Source organism: Gaiella sp. (assembly GCF_039915195.1).
Lineage (GTDB): Bacteria > Actinomycetota > Thermoleophilia > Gaiellales > Gaiellaceae > Gaiella.
The window spans coordinates 15,531-34,337 of sequence record NZ_JBDSNT010000101.1 but is presented as its reverse complement, the minus strand read 5'-3'; the positions used below and the strand labels follow the sequence as shown (position 1 = coordinate 34,337).

General features: G+C 66.1%; 14 protein-coding genes and 1 pseudogene. 3 read left to right on the top strand and 12 right to left on the bottom strand.

Features of this window, described 5'->3' with window-relative positions; all coding sequences use genetic code 11:
- Positions 1–322 precede the first annotated feature (322 nt).
- The 4 genes and pseudogenes from ABIR74_RS10135 to secA all read right to left on the bottom strand — a co-directional run bounded on the left by ABIR74_RS10135 (position 323) and on the right by secA (position 5,931).
- Positions 323–1,204 carry a permease-like cell division protein FtsX gene (locus ABIR74_RS10135; protein ID WP_348177671.1) on the bottom strand — a complete coding sequence of 294 codons (882 nt, stop codon included), beginning with the start codon at positions 1,202–1,204 and terminating at the stop codon, positions 323–325.
- Positions 1,201–1,989, bottom strand: coding sequence for a cell division ATP-binding protein FtsE (ftsE, locus tag ABIR74_RS10130; RefSeq protein WP_348177669.1), 789 nt, complete (start codon positions 1,987–1,989; stop codon positions 1,201–1,203). The genes ABIR74_RS10135 and ftsE overlap by 4 nt, the downstream gene beginning before the upstream one ends.
- Before the next feature lie 72 nt (positions 1,990–2,061).
- Positions 2,062–3,087, bottom strand: a pseudogene (gene prfB, locus ABIR74_RS10125) (peptide chain release factor 2); the annotation flags it as partial.
- A 195-nt stretch (positions 3,088–3,282) separates the two neighbouring features.
- Positions 3,283–5,931 (bottom strand): preprotein translocase subunit SecA, encoded by a 2,649-nt coding sequence (secA, locus tag ABIR74_RS10120; RefSeq protein WP_348177667.1) that lies wholly within the window; start codon positions 5,929–5,931, stop codon positions 3,283–3,285.
- 71 nt (positions 5,932–6,002) lie between these two features.
- Between secA and ABIR74_RS10115 the strand changes: the two genes are divergently transcribed.
- From ABIR74_RS10115 to otsB, 3 genes are all read left to right on the top strand, one after another.
- Positions 6,003–6,995, top strand: coding sequence for a hypothetical protein (locus tag ABIR74_RS10115; protein WP_348177665.1), 993 nt, complete (start codon positions 6,003–6,005; stop codon positions 6,993–6,995).
- Positions 6,996–7,085: 90 nt separating this feature from the next.
- Positions 7,086–8,483, top strand: a complete 1,398-nt coding sequence (locus ABIR74_RS10110) for a trehalose-6-phosphate synthase (RefSeq protein WP_348177663.1) — start codon at positions 7,086–7,088, stop codon at positions 8,481–8,483.
- Complete coding sequence (otsB, locus tag ABIR74_RS10105) at positions 8,480–11,110, top strand: trehalose-phosphatase (protein ID WP_348177661.1); 2,631 nt, start codon at positions 8,480–8,482, stop codon at positions 11,108–11,110. The genes ABIR74_RS10110 and otsB overlap by 4 nt, the downstream gene beginning before the upstream one ends.
- Before the next feature lie 3 nt (positions 11,111–11,113).
- Here otsB and raiA read toward each other — a convergent pair whose 3' ends face one another.
- The 8 genes from raiA to ABIR74_RS10065 form a co-directional block, all read right to left on the bottom strand.
- Positions 11,114–11,494 (bottom strand): ribosome-associated translation inhibitor RaiA, encoded by a 381-nt coding sequence (gene raiA, locus ABIR74_RS10100; RefSeq protein ID WP_348177659.1) that lies wholly within the window; start codon positions 11,492–11,494, stop codon positions 11,114–11,116.
- 34 nt (positions 11,495–11,528) lie between these two features.
- A complete protein-coding gene (locus tag ABIR74_RS10095) occupies positions 11,529–11,957 on the bottom strand; it encodes a hypothetical protein (protein ID WP_348177657.1) in 429 nt (142 codons plus the stop codon).
- Positions 11,958–12,305: 348 nt separating this feature from the next.
- Complete coding sequence (locus tag ABIR74_RS10090; RefSeq protein ID WP_348177655.1) at positions 12,306–13,418, bottom strand: UTP--glucose-1-phosphate uridylyltransferase; 1,113 nt, start codon at positions 13,416–13,418, stop codon at positions 12,306–12,308.
- A complete protein-coding gene (gene mtnA / locus ABIR74_RS10085) occupies positions 13,415–14,350 on the bottom strand; it encodes an S-methyl-5-thioribose-1-phosphate isomerase (RefSeq protein ID WP_348177673.1) in 936 nt (311 codons plus the stop codon). Before mtnA ends, ABIR74_RS10090 begins: the two co-directional genes overlap by 4 nt.
- Before the next feature lie 60 nt (positions 14,351–14,410).
- A complete protein-coding gene (locus tag ABIR74_RS10080) occupies positions 14,411–14,788 on the bottom strand; it encodes a cupin domain-containing protein (protein ID WP_348177653.1) in 378 nt (125 codons plus the stop codon).
- A complete protein-coding gene (locus ABIR74_RS10075; protein ID WP_348177651.1) occupies positions 14,785–15,477 on the bottom strand; it encodes a nucleotidyltransferase family protein in 693 nt (230 codons plus the stop codon). The genes ABIR74_RS10080 and ABIR74_RS10075 overlap by 4 nt, the downstream gene beginning before the upstream one ends.
- Entirely contained in the window at positions 15,477–16,778 is a 1,302-nt protein-coding gene (locus ABIR74_RS10070) for a UDP-glucose/GDP-mannose dehydrogenase family protein (protein WP_348177649.1), read from the bottom strand. Before ABIR74_RS10070 ends, ABIR74_RS10075 begins: the two co-directional genes overlap by 1 nt.
- Before the next feature lie 35 nt (positions 16,779–16,813).
- On the bottom strand, positions 16,814–18,757 hold the full coding sequence (locus ABIR74_RS10065; protein ID WP_348177647.1) for an LCP family protein: 1,944 nt from the start codon (positions 18,755–18,757) through the stop codon (positions 16,814–16,816).
- Between the last annotated feature and the right edge of the window lie 50 nt (positions 18,758–18,807).

Genomic DNA, 18,807 nt, shown 5'->3' with positions numbered 1-18,807 from the left:
AGAGGCTCGCGAACGAGCCCCTTCAGGATCAGGCGAAGCCTGCAGAAGAATCAGAAGGTCAAGCGGTGAAAGCGGGCGACCAGCCTCACTCACCCGCGTCACGAAGCGCAGAGGCTCGCGAGCGAGCCCCTTCAGGATCAGGCGAACCCTGCAGAAGAATCAGAAGGTCGAGCGGTGAAACCAGCCTCACTCACCCGCGTCAAGAAGCGCAGAGGCTCGCGAGCGAGCCCCTTCAGGATCAGGCGAAGCCTGCAGAAGAATCAGAAGGTCTAGCGGACGAGGATTTCGCGATATGCTCCTCCATCGCGAAAATCCTCGTCCGCTAGACCTTCAGGAAGCGGTGGAGCGTCATGCCCGAGCCGAGGGCGCCGACACCGAGCCCGACAAGAATGAGCGCGAGAGACGTGAGGCCGAACGAGAGAGCCTGGACGTCGTCCGTCGTGTCGATGTGCCCGAGGATTGCGGGGAGTGCGACCTGCTTGCCGATGAACAGCAGGAAAACGGCTGCGATCGAGCCGATGAGCCCGCATAACAGGCCCTCGAGCATGAATGGACCTCGGACGAACCAGTTCGTGGCCCCGACGAGCTTCATCACCTCGATCTCGCGCCGTCTCGAGAAGATCGACAGTCGGATGGTGTTTGCGATCAGGACCACCGAGGCGATCAGCAACACGACGACCATGACGACGAAGACGTAGGAGATCCACTTGCCGACCTGGAGAATGCGCTTCGAGGTCTGCTGCCCGTCCTTGATCTTCTCCACTCCGACGAACTTCTGGTTGCGCAGGTCAACAGCGATCACCTTCACATCGTTGGCGTTCGCAGGGGTGATCTCGAAGGATGCGGGAAGTGGATTGGAGGGCAGGTTCGCGGTGAGCTCGGGGTACTTCTTCTTCATTCGCTTCAGCGCCTCGGTCTTCGACACGAACTGGTACTGCTTGACGGTGCCTTCCTTCTGCTCCTTGGCGAGGTAGCCCCCGACCGCGTTGACCTGCTTTGGCGCGACGCCTTCGACGAAGAAGACCTGCACTTGCAGCTCTGACTTGACGTGATTCGACCACGAGACGACCCAGCTCCCGAGGGCGATCGAGAGCCCGAGGAGGAGCATCCCGATGAGCACGGTCATCGTCGCGGCAACCGACGTGGAGAGGTTTGCGCCGATGGAGCGGACGGCTTCGGAGAAGACGAGCCTGAAGCGGGTCATTCGGTCTCGTACCCCCCGCGCCGCTCGTCGCGCATGAGCTTGCCTTGATCGAGCGCGATCACGCGCTTGCGCATCTTGTCGACCATCTCCCGGTCGTGCGTGACCATGAGAATCGTCGTGCCGGCCGTGTTGATTCGATGAAGAAGCTGCATGATCCCGACCGACGTGTCGGGATCGAGGTTGCCCGTGGGCTCGTCGCAGATCAGAAGCGGCGGATGGTTGACGACCGCGCGAGCGATCGAGACGCGCTGTTGCTCGCCGCCCGAGAGCTCCTCCGGCTTGGAGCTCATCTTGTGGGCGAGCCCGACGAGGTTGAGCACCTCTGGCACCTTCCGTCGAACCGACGCGGTCGGCTCACCCTGCACGCGGAGGGCGTACGCGACATTCTCGGACGCGGTGCGATTCGGAAGGAGCTTGAAGTCCTGGAAGACGCAGCCGACGTTCCTGCGGAGCATCGGCACGCGCGAGTGCTTCAGCCGCCCGAGATCCCGGCCACCGACGAGAATCCGCCCGGACGTGGGCTCCATCTCCTTGAGCAGCAGACGAATGATCGTCGACTTGCCCGAGCCGGAGGCGCCGACGACGAAGACGAACTCGCCCTTGTCGATCACGAACGAAACGCCGTCGAGCGCCGTCACGTTGGGCTCGTAGACTTTGCGGACGTTCTCGAGCACTATCATCGAGGAGCCGCTCACGGCTGCGGCACCGGCGACCCCGTCCGCGTATGCGGGCGAGGGTTCGGCGAGGGCCGTGGCGGGGGCTGTCAGCTGAGGATCGTCCTGCACCGGATCACGAGATGAAGAGGGCCGCTGTGGCCGCTCCGGGTCGGATTGAGCCTCAAGTGTAGCTGACACGCGTTACACGACCTTTCCGGCGGCCTTGGCCAGGAGGTATGCACGGACGAAGCCGTCGAGAGCGCCGTCGAGCACGCCCTGAGCGTTCCCTGCCTCGAAATCGGTGCGGTGATCTTTCACCATCTGATACGGATGCAGCACGTAGGAGCGAATTTGACTTCCGAAGCCGATATCCTGCGTCGCGCCGCGCTCCCGGGCGATCTCCGCCTCGCGCTGCTCCTCCTGGAGCTCGACTAGCCTCGACTTGAGAATGCGCATTGCCGTCGCCTTGTTGGAGGTCTGCGACCGCTCGTTCTGGCACTGCACCACGATCCCGGTCGGCAGATGCGTCAGCCGGACGGCCGAATCCGTCTTGTTGACGTGCTGGCCGCCTGCCCCACTCGCGCGATACGTGTCGACGCGCAGGTCGCTCTCGTCGATCTCGACGTCCTCGTCGTCCGGGAGGAGCGGTGCGACGACAACCTGCGCGAATGCAGTGTGCCGGCGATGAGCGGAGTCGAACGGTGACTGGCGCACGAGGCGATGGACGCCTCGCTCCGCCTTGTACGCCCCGTAGGCATTTTCGCCCTTCACCGTCATGGTGACCGACTTGAGGCCCGCTTCCTCGCCCGCGCTCGCCTCGACGAGCGCCGTCTGATAGCCGCGATCGGACGACCAGCGGAGATACATTCGCAGCATCATCTCCGCCCAGTCCTGGGCGTCCGTGCCGCCCGTGCCCGCATTGATCGACACCACCGCGTCGCCTGTGTCATAGGTGCCGTTGAAGAGCGCATCCTCCTGAAGGCGAGACAGCTCAGCAGAGATCGGCACGAGCTGCGCTCTCAATTCGTCCTCGAGCGAGGCGTCCATCTCGTAGAGCTCTGCCGCCTCCTCGACCTCGCCGCTGAGGCGTGTATACGTGTCGAGCCTCCGGGTCACCCGTGCGTGCTCGGTCGAGATCCGGGCCGCCTCCTGCTGGTCGTCCCAGAAGCCGGGGGCACCCATCGCTGATTCGAGTTCCTCTTGCCGGGCCGTCAGTTGAGCGGGGTCAAAGGTACTCACGAACCCAGTCGAGCTGGGCTCCGAGCTCCTCGAGCAAGTGCGCGAGAGGTTGATTCTCCTGGTCGGCCACGGGTCGATGGTAGCTGCGGGGCACCCGGGGGAGCGACGCGGGAACCGGTTACCGGTTCCACGGCACTGGCTGCTGCTCGCTTCGACGAGCAGGCGTGGCCTACGCGATGAGGCCTATGCCCCGTGACACTTCTTGTACTTCTTGCCCGAGCCACACCAGCATGGGTCGTTGCGGCCGACGTCGCGCTCGTCATCCTTGACGACCTGCCGCTGAACCGGCGCCGTCGCAACTGCCGGACCGGTGTCGAACCCGCCGGCCGCGGCTATTGCGTCAGCACCGGCCGATACCTGGTGCTCGTAGGCGACCGCCTGCGGCGCCTCGGCAGGACGGAGCGCCTGGTCGGCCTCCTGCTCCTCGACCTCGACGTGGAAGAGGGTCACGACGACCTCTTCGCGGATGGCCCGACTGAGCTCCTCGAACATGATGTGACCCTCGCCGCGGTACTCGACGAGCGGATCCTTCTGAGCCATCGCGCGTAGATGCACGCCCTCCCGGAGGTAGTCCATCGATTCGAGGTGCTCGCGCCAGCGCGTGTCGACGACCTGGAGGATCACGAACCGCTCGATCTCGCGGGCGAGCTCGAGGCCAAACCTCGCTTCGCGATCGCCGTACGCCTCGAGCGCGTCGTCGACGTACTCGGCCGTCAGCGCCTCGCGGGTCAGCTCGACCTCGTCGCGCAGCTCGTCGGCCGTGATGTCGCTGCCATACATCGCCGTCATCTGCACCGCCAGGCCATCGATGTCCCAGTCGGCCGTGTCGCTGCTCTCGGTGAACAGGGCCACGTTCTGCACCGCTACCGCCTCGATCCAGCCGCGGATCTCCTCGGAGGTGTCGTCGCCGTTGAGCACGCTGCGGCGCTGTTCGTAGATGACCATGCGCTGCGTGTTCATGACGTCGTCGTACTTGAGGACGTTCTTGCGGGCGACGAAGTTCTGCTCCTCGACCTTCTTCTGCGCTCCCTCGATCTGGCGCGAAAGAATCGATGCCTCCATCGGCTGGTCGTCCGGGATCTTGAAGCGCTCCATGATCCCGTGGATCCGGTCGCCGGCGAACAGCCGCACGAGGTCGTCCTGCGCCGAGAGGTAGAAGCGGGTCTCGCCAGGATCTCCCTGACGGCCGGAACGACCACGAAGCTGGTTGTCGATCCGCCTCGACTCGTGCCGCTCGGTGCCGAGCACGTAGAGGCCACCGAGCTCGCGCACCTCGTCGTCGATTTTGATGTCGACACCCCGGCCCGCCATGTTCGTGGCGATCGTGACCGCGCCCTTCAGGCCGGCGTCGACGATGATCTCGCTCTCCCGCTCGTGCTCCTTGGCGTTGAGAACGTTATGCGGGATGCCGCGACGAGTCAGGAGCTCGGAGAGATACTCGGACGTCTCAACCGCGATCGTTCCGACGAGAACCGGCTGCCCTTTCTCGTGACGCTCGACGAGATCCTCGGCGACCGCGTTCCACTTCGCTTCCTTGCTCTTGAAGATGTAGTCGTTCTCGTCGTTGCGGGCAACGACAACATTCGTGGGAATCTCGATCACGTTGAGGTTGTAGATCTCGACGAACTCCTTCTCCTCCGTCTTTGCGGTGCCCGTCATGCCACCAAGCTTCTCGTAGAGACGGAAGTAGTTCTGGAGGGTGATCGTCGCGAGCGTGACGTTCTCCTCGCGGATCTCGACGCCTTCCTTCGCCTCGATCGCCTGGTGCAGGCCCTCGCTCCAGCGGCGTCCCTCCATGATCCGTCCGGTGTACTCGTCGACGATCTTCACCTCGCCGTCCTCGATCACGTAGTCGACGTCGCGCTTGTACAGCGCCTGTGCCTTGAGCGCCTGGCTGAGGTGGTTGACGAGCTGCACGTGCCTCGGGTCGTAGAGATTCTCGACACCGAGCGCACGCTCGACGGCATCGAGCGCCGTCTGAGCAGGCGAAACGGTCTTGTGCTTCTCGTCGTAGAGGTAGTCCGCACCTGAGAGCTCCGTCTCGTCCTCGCCCTTCGCCGACTTGCGCGTCGCGGGCGCACCGTCGAGCTCCTTGACGATGCGTGCGAAATCGTAGTACGTGCTCGCAGCGGTCTCGGGCTCGCCGGAGATGATCAGCGGCGTGCGCGCCTCGTCGACCAGGATGGAGTCGACCTCGTCCACGATCGCGAACGCGTGACTGCGCTGCACGCAGTTGTCGAGCGAGGTCGCCATGTTGTCGCGGAGGTAGTCGAACCCGAACTCGGAGTTCGTGCCGTACGTGATGTCAGCGTCGTACGCCTGCTTCCGGAGAGTGAACGGCATCATGTTCTGGATCGATCCGACCGTCATCCCGAGGCGCTCGAAGACGCCTCTGTTCCACTCTGCGTCGCGCTTAGCGAGGTAGTCGTTGACGGTGACGAGATGGACTCCGGTCGCCGGGAGCGCGTTGAGGTACAGCGCCGTCGAGGCGACGAACGTCTTGCCCTCACCGGTCTTCATCTCGGCAATATCGCCCTCGTGGAGGACGATTCCGCCCATCATCTGGACATCGAACATTCGCTGCGCCGACTCGCGCCATCGCGCCTCCCGCACCGCCGCGAACGCCTCGAAGAGAAGCTCCTCGAGCGTCTCGCCGTTCTCGAGGCGCTGCCTGAACTCGGCGGTCTTCGAGCGAAGGTCGTCATCAGACAGAGCCTGAAACTCCGGTTCGAGCGTCGCGATGAACGCGGCCTGCTGCTTCAGCCGCTTTACGCGCCGCCCCTCGCCGATGCGGAGGACCTTCTCGAATTTGCCGAAGTCGGTAGTGGACATGCTTGGGAGAGGGTACCCGGATGGCGGTACGCCCTGATTGTTTCTTCATGAAGGACTCGTAACCTGCGTGTATGAAATCCCTATGCGCGCCAACCCGATCGACGCTGGTTGTCGCGCTCGCCTTTGCTCTTGTCAGCGCCGGGAACACGCTCGCGCTCCAGAGCGAAGGACGCTCGATCACCCGCACCGGTCCCGTGCGTCTCGTCGCGCTCAATCATGCTTCCATCGCGTTCATGGTCGCGCGCACGAAGGCAGACTGCGACCACGTCGAGCTGTGGAACGCCGACACGAAGGGCGTCTGGCGATTCGGCAAGCCCGGCCCCTGCACGAACCTCGGCAGCACCGGCACTGGCATCTCTGCAGTGGGTGTGAGTGGGAACCGCGCACTCTGGATTCGCTACACGGGCGGCAACTTGCGTGACTGGCAGCTGCTGACCGCTACAACGACGCAGAGGATGCCCCGGCAGGTGCGGCTCCTCGAGCAGGACGTCGATCTGCCGTCGCCGTTTCTGATCGGAGACTCGACGGGTGGCCTCGGCATACCGTACGCCGCTGGCAAGCAGGTCGTCCTTCTCGGTGCGAACGGCGCTGCGGTCTTCCGATTCACCGACGCCGCTCGGATCGTGCGGGTGACGGCGGGGAAAGGGCCTGGCGGTGCCGTCGTTGCAGCTCTCCGCGAGACCGGCGAGGTCGTGCTGCTCAGGACGAACGGCACCGTCGTCAGAGTGGTTCCCTTCGCTGCGGGCGCGGTGAAAGCGATCGCTCTCGCGCCTGCAGGCCTCGTCGTTCAGATCGGGGGTGCCGTGCGGATTCCGGGCTCGTCGCTGCCTGCAGCCGTTCTTCCAGAGGGAGCCGTGATGAGCGACTACGCCGAAGGCCGAATCCTGTACGCGTTGAAGAACGAGACCCACGCGCTCTCGATCTCGAATGGCGCCGACACGCTTCTCCTCAGGAGCGCTGGTGGTGCCCCGATCTTTACAACCGCCGACACGCACGGGCTCGGCTGGGCACAGGGCCGGCAGGTGACGTTCGCCTGCAGCGGCTGTGTGAAAGTCTCCCGATAAGGGTAGACAAGCCGAGGCGGCAGCAATTCCTGCGGCCCGCGACCCCTGCCCGGAAGAACCCATGGGCATCGACTTTGGAGTGAGTGAAACGTGACCGGACGCAGCGCATTCGTGGTTGTCGCCAACCGCCTCCCCGTCGATGAGGAGGTCACGTCGGACGGGCGACGATGGCGAGCGAGCCCGGGCGGCCTCGTGACGGCACTGAGCCCCGTGGCACGAGCCCATCGAGGGGCGTGGGTCGGCTGGGGCGGGGCGGCTGATTCCGCGCCCGAGCCGTTCGATCACGAGGGGATCCGACTGCATCCGGTGCGCCTCAGCACCGCCGACATCGACGGCTTCTATGAGGGCCAGTCGAACTCGACCATCTGGCCCCTGTACCACGATGCTGTCGAGCCGCCCTCCTACGACCGCACCTGGAGCGACGCGTACCGAATCGTGAATGCACGATTCGCCGAAGCGGCCGCGACCGTCGCTGCGCGTGGTGCCACGGTCTGGGTCCACGACTACCAGCTCCAACTCGTCCCGGCAATGCTGCGGGCCAAACGCCCCGATCTCCGCATCGGCTTCTTCCTCCACATTCCGTTTCCGCCGATCGAGCTGTTCATGCAGATGCCCCTGCGGGCGGAGATCCTCCGTGGGCTGCTCGGCGCCGACCTCGTCGGGTTCCAGCAGAAGCTCGCGGCGCAGAACTTCGTCCGGCTCGCCCGCCATCTCCTCGACCTCAGATACAGCGGGATGACGATTGACGTCGATGGGCGCGCCGTGAAGGCGGGAGCGTTTCCGATCTCCATCGACCCGAAGGAGATGGAGCGGCTCGCCGCGACGGACGAGATTCGCGTGCGTGCGCGGCAGATCCGAACCGAGCTCGGAAACCCGAGGACCCTGATCCTTGGGGTCGACCGGCTCGACTACACGAAGGGGATCGAGCTCCGCCTCGACGCGTTCCGCGAACTCCTCGAGGATGGGACGCTCACGGTGCCCGAGACGACCCTCGTACAGGTCGCCACTCCGAGCAGGGAGCGCGTCGAGCACTACGAGACGCTCCGGACGAGGGTCGAGCGCGAGGTCGGTCGAATCAACGGTGATTTCAGCAGGGTCGGTATCCCGGCCGTCCACTACCTCCACCAGTCGTACAGCAGGGCCGAGCTTGCCGCGCTGTATTGCGCAGCCGACGTGATGATGGTGACGCCGCTGCGCGACGGGATGAACCTCGTCGCGAAGGAGTACGTCGCGGCCCGAATCGACCATGGCGGGGCGCTCGTCCTGAGCGAGTTTGCGGGAGCAGCGAACGAGCTTCGACACGCATTCCTCTGCAACCCGCACGATCTGGACGCGGTCAAAGGCGCTCTCATGCAGGCGATCTCTGTCGGCCCGTCCGACGGGCGGCGGCGCATGCAGATCATGCAGCGGTACCTCCGCACCCACGACGTCGATCGCTGGGGCCGCTCCTTCCTCGAGATCCTGCAGGCATCGGAGGGAGGCGCATGATGGATACGACCCACACACACGCCTCACGTGACCTCGACAGATCCCTTCGAGAGGCGCTGCGTCAGATCGCGCGCGTGCCACATCTCCTGATCGGCTGTGACTATGACGGCACGCTTGCACCTCTCGTCGACGACCCCGCGCAAGCCGAGCCGCTCACGGAGGCAGTTGCGGCCGTTCGCGCGCTCGCGTCGCTACCGCAGACGACCGTGGCCGTGGTATCAGGCCGCTCGCTCCGAGATCTGGCCACGCTTTCACGCCTGCCGAGCGAGATCCACCTCGTCGGGAGCCATGGATCGGAGTTCGATCTGGGGTTCCTCCACCGTCTCGCGCCAGAACTGCTCGAGCTCCACGGCAGATTGCTCGCCGACCTCGGTCGCATTGCTGGCATGCACGGTGGCGTCCGGATCGAGGTCAAGCCGGCGAGCATCGCACTGCACGTGCGGGGCGTCGACGAGGCGATCGGCGACAGCGCACTCGACGCCGTCCGATGTGGCCCTGCGACATGGCCCGGCGTCTACATGACCTCCGGGAAAAGCGTAATCGAGCTTTCCGTTGTGGCCACCGACAAAGGGGCGGCGATGGCCGCACTGCGCGGCCAGACGTCGGCAAGCGCCGTCCTCTTCGTCGGCGACGACGTCACGGACGAGAACGCGTTCGGCCAGCTGCAGGGGCCCGATGTCGGGATCAAGGTCGGCCCAGGTGAAACGCTCGCCGGCCACCGCGTCGAGGAGCCGATCGACGTCGCCCGCGCGCTCGCTCTCGTCCTCGAGACACGTCGCAACTGGCTTTACGGGGAGCACGCGGTTCCGATCGAGCGCCACACAATGCTCTCGAACGGCTCCACCGTGGCACTCGTCACGCCAGATGCGCGAGTGAGCTGGCTGTGTCACCCCCGGCCCGACTCGGCAGCAGTGTTCGCGGACATCGTCGGCGGGACCGGCGGCGGATACTTCTCCATCGCACCGGTGCGCACCGGCCTTCCGCTCGGTCAGCGGTACCGATCGAGCACGATGACGGTCGAGACTCGCTGGTCTGGAGTCACCGTGACCGACTGGCTCGAAGGTGAGCCGGGTGACACGGTCGAGCACGAGACCCGAGCGGCATCGCCGTCAGGCGCCTGTTCGACGATGGTGCGGGTGGTGACCGGGACGGGGACTGTGCGTCTCGAGTTCGCGCCGCGACCGGAGTTCGGCCAGGTGCCTGTGAAGCTCCACCCGTTCGACGACGGCCTGCTCGTCCTTGGCTCGAACGAGCCGATCACGCTCTTCGCGGAGGGCATTCGATGGGATGTGTTCGACGACGGTGGCCACGACACTGCTCGATCGGTCGTCGACCTCGCTACGCAGGGAGGCCAGGCCGTGATCGAGCTCAGATTCGGATCGGAGAACCGATCGCCGCATCCGGCGGCCCTCGCCGTACGCCAGGCACGCGCTGAGGAGCCCTGGAGGGAGTGGGCTGCCGACCTGCAGCTGCCGACGGTCGCTTCGAAAGAAGTATTGCGCAGCGCCTTGACGCTCCGTGGACTCTGTCACTTCCCCACGGGATCGATTCTCGCGGCAGCGACGACCTCGCTTCCCGAGGAGCTCGGCGGCGTGCGCAACTGGGACTACCGATACTGCTGGCTTCGAGATGCCGCAATGTCGGCCCTGGCTCTCGTCGATCTCGGCTCGCTCACCGAGGCGGAGGCGCTTCTGTGCTGGCTGGACGGCTGCATCGAACGCACGGGCGGGCACCCGGAGCGACTCCACCCCCTCTACACGGTCGACGGGCTAGAGCTCGGGCCCGAGGCGGTGATCGACACCCTGCCCGGATACGCCGGTTCGAGGCCGGTGCGGATCGGCAACGCAGCGAATCGGCAGATCCAGCTCGACGTCTTCGGCCCGATCATGGATCTACAGGCCGCCGTCGTCGCCCGTCGGGGCACCGTGGGCAACGACGACTGGCGCCGCATCAAGGCGATGGTGACCGCCGTCGAGCGTCGCTGGCACGACCCCGACCACGGCGTGTGGGAAGCCCGGCTCGCTCCCCGACACCACGTCTTCTCGAAAGTCATGTGCTGGCTGACCGTCGACCGCGCCCTACAGGTGCAAGCTCGGCGAAACGAGGAGGCACCCGAGAACTGGCTCGCGCTACGCGACGAGATTCGCGCCGACGTGCTCGCAAACGGCTGGAACGAGGAGGCCGGAGCCTACTCGGTTGCATACGGCGATCCGGAGATCGACGCGTCGTCGCTCTGGATCGGTCTCTCCGGTCTCGTGCCAGACAACGACCCCCGCTTCCTCGCGACCGTGTTGAAGGTCGAGGAGGAACTCCGCAGCGGTGCCGTCGTCTATCGGTATCGCTGGGACGACGGGCTTCCCGGATCCGAGGGAGGGTTCCACATCTGTACTGCGTGGCTGATCGAGGCGTACGTCCGGACGGGAAGGCAGAACGATGCGGAGGAGCTCTTTCAGCAGATGCTCGATACGGCCGGCCCGACAGGCCTGCTCCCGGAGCAGTACGACCCGTCTGCGGAGCGTGGGCTCGGAAACCATCCGCAGGCCTACAGCCACCTCGGTGTGATCCGAGCCGCGCTGGTCCTCAACGCGAGACGGGACGATCAGGACGACGTCCCGACCCCGGCCTGAGCGTCAGGCCACCGACTCGCTCGGCGGGGCTTCGGTCGCGTCCGACCCGGGCTCCGGAGCCGCATGCGGCGACCGGCGCCTCTGCTCGAGGGTGCGCTTGTCGCGGTAGCGCTCGACCTGGCGCTCGAGCTTGTCGACCAGCCGATCGATCGCTGCCTCGTACGTCGTGGCAGATTCGTGCGCGACGAGAGAAGGCCCCTTGGTGTGGATGACGGCATCGACCGTGTGATCGGCTGCGATCGAGGGGTTGTGCTCCTGGGAGAACGTCACCTCGACGAGCGTGAGGTCGTTGAGACGGCGGTCGAGCTTCGCGAGCTTCCGTTCGGCGTACTTGCGAACGCTGTCGTCGAGGTGCTCGTGACGCGCTGTGAGCTTGAGCTGCATGATCTCCCTCCCTCTCTGTCGTCTGCGACCGATTCTACCGCACGGCCCTCGCGAGACAGACCACGCTCACCTGCGCGGCGCCCTCGCGACGAAGCGCGGTCGCGCACGCCGTGACCGTGGATCCGGTCGTGTAGACATCGTCGATCACGCACACGCGGCGCGGCACTATCCCTACGGCCGTGAACGCGCCGGCAACATTCCGTCGCCGGTCGGCTCGCCGCAGATCCCGTTGACGCTCGATTCCGGGTCGGCGGACGAGCAGCCGTGAGAGCGGAAGCTCCCAGATCTCCGAAAGCTGCGCAGCCAGCGATTCCGCAGGAACATGTCCCCTCCGCAGGCCACGATCGCGATCGCCGGGAACGAACGTGATGACATCAGCGTCGGGTCGTGGAACGGATTCCGAAACGAGACGCGCCGCATCCAGGGAGAGATCGCGGCGCCCCCGCTCCTTCCAGGCAGACACGAAGACCCGCGCCTGTCCCTCGTAGACGAGTGCCGCACGAGCGCTTGCAAATGCGAGTCGTCGACCGTTGCACTCCGCGCAGCGACGGACCGGCCACGGCCCCGGAGCACCACATCGCTCGCAGAACGGCGGGATGCACCGCACAAGCCGCCGCAGGCAATCACCGCACACGGACTCGCCTATCCGACCGCAGACTCCACATCGCCGTGGGAGCAGCAACTGTCGGAGGTCCATGCGATCGACGGTACGTGCCGCCTCGTAACCGGTGTGTGCCGGACCCGGGCCGGCATTGTGCCGGGCCGCTCATCGACTGCTCAGCAGCGAGCCGCTTGGGCCCTGCTAGCTCCCCTAGACCAACGCTGGCGAAGCGGCGAGCGTCTCGTGCAGCAGCGGTTGGATCTCCTCGAGATCCGACGGCTGCTTGACGGGGAGGAACCGACCCCGCGGGCCGGCACGAGGAACCACGATGTACGTCGTTCGGACATGCGCCGAGAGCTCGTGATAGAGCCGCTCGAACTGGACGACTCGCTCGCCGTCGACGCTCTTCTCGACGACAAGCCACGTGAGAGCACCCGAATCGGCGAGCGCCTCGACCGTAATCAGCGAGGTATTCGTATTGAAGACAGGGATAGAATCCTGATCGAACTCCGGCGGGAACTGCAAAGCCTCGAGGAGCCGTGGGCGTCCGTCGACTCGGGCCGGAGCACCGCCCGTGTCGCGCTCCTTCTGCACGAGCTCCACGGAGAGCGGTGCGCCCGAGAGCAGATGCATGCCCACGATCGCCGGGTCGACGCGGGCGGCGAGATTGTCGACATTCGAGACCAGGACAGACCGCACGCCGGCCCTGACGAGCCCGTCGAGGACGCCCGACGTCCGCAGCGTCGAGAGCAGATCGCCGTGGCCTTGGCCGTAGAGCGAGGCTCTCCCGTCGGCATTGAGGAAGAGGCTTCCGTCCGGACGGAGGCGTGGCGCTGCCGGTTGGACGAACCGCAGCGGAGAGCCGAGGCCACGCTCGGAGAGGTGAGCGCCGATAGTGTCGTCCGTCGCGAAGCTCGTCATCAGCGCTTCGGGGATCGCGCAGCCGAGTTCGCGAGCGAGTCGCCTCGTCTCTCCGAGCTTGATCTCGAGGAAGCTGCGCCCGTCGATCGCCTCTGCAACCGCCTTGACACCGCCACCGAAACGTGTCGCCATGCCCCCGGCGAGCACGACCGTAGCTATCGATCCTGTACGAAGCGCCGCTGCTCCGACGGCATATGCTTCCTCGAAGCCGGGGTCCCCGGGGCCTGGCATGGACGCGAGATCGGTTGCGTGCGGGGCCTCTACTTCCCCCGCGACGACGTTGGCCCCGGGGGTCAGAGCGCCCGCGACGAGCGAGGCCCGCAGACGCTCGAAGGTCTCGGCGTCGAACGAATGCCGCTCGAGCACGGCGCGCGTTCCGGCATCGACCTCGTCCAGGATCATCGCGATCGCACCGGCACCGGGAGCGAGTCACTGAACGGAGCGCGATGGATTCCCTCCTCGGTCACGATCGCGGTGATCAGCTCGGCGGGGGTCACGTCAAAGGCCGGATTCCGCGCCGTGAAGCGCTCGGTGACCTCCGCCCCGTCGCGCTCCTCGATCGGGATCGCCGCTCCGTTGGGCGTTTCAGGGTCGATCGTCGATGTCGGTGCCACGATCAGGAACGGGATACCGTGATGCCGCGCGAGAACCGCGAGGCCGTAGGTGCCGATCTTGTTCGCAGAGTCACCGTTCGCGGCGATCCGGTCAGCGCCCGTGATCACGATGTCGACCTCGCCCGCACCCATCCGAGACGCTGCGGCACCATCGACTATCACGGCGTAGGGAATCCCGAGCGCCTCCAGTTCGAATGCCGTCAGACGCGCCCCCTGGAGCAGCGGGCGCGTCTCATCGACCCAGACGTGCGCGACGCTTCCCCGCTCCCAGGCGGCACGAATCGCGCCAACAGCCGACCCGTACCCGCCAGTCGCAAGCCCGCCGGCATTGCAGTGCGTGAGAACCCGAGCTGAGTCGGGGACGAGCTCTGCCGCGTAGGCGCCCATCTGGCGACATCGCTCCACCTCGTCGTCGTGAATCCGCCGTGCGCGCTCGCGGGTCGGATCGGGCCGCATCTCGTCGAGCGCCCACCGCAGATTGATCGCAGTCGGGCGGGAGGCGGCCAGCGTCGCGTAGGCCTCGTCCAGGTCGTCACCCCGGGCGGCCGCGAGCGCCATCCCGTACGCGGCCGCAACTCCGATCGCAGGGGCCCCTCGCACTGCGAGCGTCCGTATCGCCTCTGCGAGCTCCTCCGCGTGATGACAACGGAGATCCACGAGGGCGTCAGGGAGCTCTCGCTGATCGAGTACGACGACGGCATCGTCCTCGAGCCGGACGATGCGCTCAGGTTCGAGTGCGACGCGGAGAAGATCAGCCAGGATGACGCCTCGCTCCTGCGGTCAAAGGTCGCGTTCCGGCCGCCCGTAGCGGTCATCGAGCCGAACCACGTCATCGAGATGTGGCGTCGAGACCTCGAGAATCGTCGTGTCGTCGATCGCCGTGACGCGATGCACCGTGCCCGGGCGATAGCGGAAGCAGTCACCCTCGCCGATCTCGTAGGCCGTCAGCTCTCCGCCGACCTCCCCGAGCTCGAGCGACGCACGGCCCGACTGGACGAGCCACGACTCGTCCTTCTGCTCGTGGTACTGGAGGCTGAGCGCCTGGCCCGCTCGAACGAACAGCACCTTGCCGACGTACTGCTCGGAGTGCGCCCAGATCAGCTCGTACCCCCACGGCTTGTCGACCCGGCGTGGTTCGAACCCGTACGGAGAGGTCACGCGAGCCACTCCGGGTGCGCAGTCACGTGCTCATCGGCGCGTCGCAGCTCTTTCGGCGTGTTGACGGTCAACCAGAGCCCATCGTGGCGGAATGCCTGCAGTGAGCCTTCCGCGACGAGTTCGGGGAAGATCGTCGTCTCGTGGTCGCCCTTCTCCGGGAACCGAGCGAGCCCCGCGGCCGACAGCGCGTAGATGCCGCAGTTGACCCAGTACGGCACGGGCGCGACCTCGTGGAAGCCGGTCACGACATCGTCGTCACCGAGCTCGACCTGACCGAACTGCGAAAGGGGTTGCGCGACGGTCACCGTCGCGGCCGCATTCGCGGCCCGGTGGCGCGCGAGAAGAGCTGCGAAGTCGACAGCAACGAGCTCATCGCCGTTCATCGCCAGTACGTTACCCGTCTCGTTGCGAAAGCTCGCTGCGTAGCGAATCGCTCCCCCGCGTCCGAGGCGCTCGGGCTCACCGGCACACACGATCTCGACGCCGGCGCCCGCAAGATCCTGCTCGAAATCCGCCTCCTGACCGGCCATGCAGCTCACGATCACGCGCGAGACACCCACCCTGCGGAGGCGGCCGATCTGCCAGGCGAGCAACGGCCTGCCACCGACGGGAACGAGCGACTTCGGGCGCCCGGCAGCAGCGTCACCGAGCCGCTCCGCCTTCCCACCGGCGAGGACGATCGCCTCCATCAGCCCTCCCGGACCTCGGCGGCCCGGCCGATGCCCTCGTACCGGAGGCCCGAGGCCTCCATTCGCGCGGGGTCGAGGAGGTTGCGTCCGTCGATGAGAACCGGAGTGCGCATCGTCGCGGCAACACTCGCCCAGTCGACAGTCGTTAGCTCGGGCCATTCCGTCACGATCACGACCGCGTCGGCCCCGGCGGCTGCAACCTCGGGAGTGGCAGCGATCTCGACGCCGTGCAGATCGCGACCGTCGACGACCGGATCCCAGGCGCGGACGTCTGCGCCCTCGGCGAGCAGGCGACCGGCAAGCACGAGGCTCGGTGCCTCCCGCATGTCGTCGGTGTGTGGCTTGAACGCCAGCCCGAGCAATGCGACCCGCTTGTCTCGGAGGGATCCGAGGTGGCTATGGAGCTTCCCGATCACGCGTCGCTTCTGAAGCTCGTTGACCTCGATCACCGCGTTCAACAGCTGAAAGTGGTAGCCCGAGTTGGCCGCAAGCTGCTTGAGAGCGAGGGAATCCTTGGGGAAGCATGAGCCACCGAAGCCGATCCCGGCTCGGAGGAAGCTCGGACCGATCCGACGATCGAGGCCGATCCCTTCGGCGACGCGCACGACGTCGGCCCCCGTTGCTTCGCACACGTTCGCGATCTCGTTGATGAACGAGATGCGCGTCATCAGCGCCGCGTTGGCGGCGAGCTTGATCATCTCCGCCGACGCGACGTCACAACGCACAACCGGCCCCTCGATGCCGCCGTGCAGGGCGACGACCGCATCGCCGTCGTCCTCCCTGAAGGCACCGACAACGATGCGGTCGGGATGAAGGAAGTCCTTGACGGCCGTTCCTTCTGCCGTGAACTCGGGGTTCGACGCGTATCCGACGTGCGTCAGGCCACGTGCGTCGAGGCGGTGACGAACCTTCAAGCCCGTGCCGACCGGCACGGTGCTCTTCATGACGACAATGCAGGGCCTGTCGATCGCCGGCAGCTCGTCGATCACCATCCATACGGCCGAGAGATCCGCGTCACCCGAGTAGGTCGGGGGTGTGCCGACGGCGACGTAGACGAAATCGGCCCCCTCTATCGCTTCCGCAACGCTTGTCGTGAACGTGAGCCGCTCGCGGTTCGCCTCGATCAGCTCGGCGAGCCCGGGTTCGTAGATCGGAATCTCGCCCCGCTGCAGCGCTTCCACGCGATCGGTGAGGACGTCACGAATGACGACCGTATGCCCGAGGTCGGCGAAGCAGGCCCCGGTGACGAGGCCGACGTACCCTGCACCGAAGACTGCAACCCGTGATGGAGGAGCGCTCACGACCGACGGAGGGTAGCGCGCGGACTCGACGCGCGTTACGGGACCCGGATTTTCGAAACCGGTCGCAAGCCCTTCGCGATCGCGAGCATTGTCTCGTTGGGGAGACGGTCGAGGAGGGTGTTGACGACCCAGTAAGCGGCTCCGCCCTGACGAAGGACGACCATGTGAAGGCGCGGCCCGTTGTAGAACAGCTCGTAGCGCCGGCCGCCGATGTTCCGGACAAAGTTGCGGCTGCCCAGCACGGCGGCGTCATCCCAGTTGGACTGCTGGATCCCCCAGTAGTCGTTCGAGCTCATCTTGTACGTGAGGCGGAGCGTCTTCTGATCCTTGCCCTTGTCGTCGAAGCGGTACAGCCGGACCGGCCGCTCACGGTCGATCCAGGACGAGCGCTCGAGCACGGTCGGCACCATCAACGGGAAGTCGACCTTCGACTGCCGCTCGCGGAGGAGGTCGAGCGAGGCGGAGGTGCCCGGCACGACGTTCGCCGGCTCCTTCTGTGGTGTCTGATCGACCGGCGCGGAGGCCAGCGTGCCGTGGAACGTCTGCCCCACGACCGTCGTCAACATCGCGCCGTTCGCGAGCGCCTTGATCGTCGGCGTCGCCTTCCTGACGTCGGCTGAGCCGAAGAGCGCGGCAACCTTGCGCGCGCCCTCCCTCGCACCCTTCTGCGCCGTGTCGAAGTAGATGACCGTTCGGAAGAACGAGAAGTTCGGAGCGTTGGCGGGGATGCCGTTCGGCGGCGTCAGGATCGGATAGCCGCGCTGCCCGAGCAGGTAGCTCGCGTTCGACGCCGATCCGGTGACCCCGTTGCCGTTGAGCACGGTGACCGACGTCTGCTTGGCGGGAGGCGCCTTCGTCTTTACCTTCTCCCCGAGCGCGACTGCGGTCGCCTTCTTCGGCGACTCGACGTCCGGGTTCGCCCACTGACGGACGGCCGTCGAGATGTTCTCGGACGAAGTCGTCAGGTCGGAGAACCCCTCGAGCCCGTCGATGCGCGACTGGAAGACATGGCCAGGGGGCAGCGAGTAGGCGAGCACGGCGTACGAGAGGACCGTCTTGGCGGTGACGTTCTGGCCGCCGCCCTGCGCGACCTCGATGTTGCTCGTCAGTACCTTGATCACCTTCGGCAGCTTCCGCAACGAGAAGCTCGTCCGAACTTGATCCTTGAGCGATCTGACGAAGAGCTGCTGACGCGCGTTGCGGTAGAGATCGCTGTCTGTGTGGCGGAAACGCACGAAGTCGAGCGCCTGGTAGCCGCCGAGTCGCTGGTAGCCAGGCTGAAGGTTGATCGTCGCGTATCCGCCTGGCCCACCCTGCGTGTTGAGGTACCTCCGGTCGACGTCCATCCAGATGCCGCCGAGCTTGTCAACGAGCTGGCGGAAGCCGGTGAAATTGACGGTGATCAGGTAGTTGATCGGAACGCCTGTGAGCTTGCGCACTGTCTCGAGCGCGCCCTTCGCACCGCAGTTCGCGTAGGCCGCGTTGATCTTGCCCGAGAAGGACGCCTTCCCCGGGCAGACGAGCTCGGTTCGCAGGTCGCGTGGGAACGAGAGCAGCGAGATCGTCTCGTTCTTCGGATTGGCGCGCACCAACATGAGTGTGTCCGAGCGGGCCGGAGCATTCTCGCCCTCGTCCTTTCGGCGGTCATAGCCGATCACGAGCGCGGTGGCCGGCTGACCTGCGACCGGGAGGTCGAGGCGCCGAGCAGTCACCTTCACGTCAGTGCTCTTCGGCGCGACGGCTGCCACTGTCTCGTGGAGGTAGAGGTAGGCGCCGCCTGCGACGCCCGATGCGGCCACGACGACGACCATCGCTGCCCAACCGAGGATCGTCAGCGCAAGGGATCGTCGGCTCCGCCGGGGTGGCTCTGGCTGTCGGTAGATCGCGATCGGGCCGAGGACTTCCGGCGGCAGCTGCATCTTGCCGTCGCCGGTCTCGGAATGCCCGCGTCCTACGCCTCTCTTGAGTGTCGTCCGCATAGGGAAACGGGCGCCGAGCGCCCGTGGAAGCAGGATAGCGGAGGCCCCGG

Bases quoted from the DNA above. Each gene is read 5' to 3' on its own strand.
- ABIR74_RS10135 (WP_348177671.1), bottom strand. From the start codon at position 1,204: ATGACCCGCTTCAGGCTCGTCTTCTCCGAAGCCGTCCGCTCCATCGGC.
- secA (WP_348177667.1), bottom strand. From the start codon at position 5,931: ATGTCCACTACCGACTTCGGCAAATTCGAGAAGGTCCTCCGCATCGGC.
- ABIR74_RS10115 (WP_348177665.1), top strand. From the start codon at position 6,003: ATGAAATCCCTATGCGCGCCAACCCGATCGACGCTGGTTGTCGCGCTC.
- otsB (WP_348177661.1), top strand. From the start codon at position 8,480: ATGATGGATACGACCCACACACACGCCTCACGTGACCTCGACAGATCC.
- raiA (WP_348177659.1), bottom strand. From the start codon at position 11,494: ATGCAGCTCAAGCTCACAGCGCGTCACGAGCACCTCGACGACAGCGTT.
- ABIR74_RS10090 (WP_348177655.1), bottom strand. From the start codon at position 13,418: ATGATCCTGGACGAGGTCGATGCCGGAACGCGCGCCGTGCTCGAGCGG.
- ABIR74_RS10075 (WP_348177651.1), bottom strand. From the start codon at position 15,477: ATGGAGGCGATCGTCCTCGCCGGTGGGAAGGCGGAGCGGCTCGGTGAC.
- ABIR74_RS10065 (WP_348177647.1), bottom strand. From the start codon at position 18,757: ATGCGGACGACACTCAAGAGAGGCGTAGGACGCGGGCATTCCGAGACC.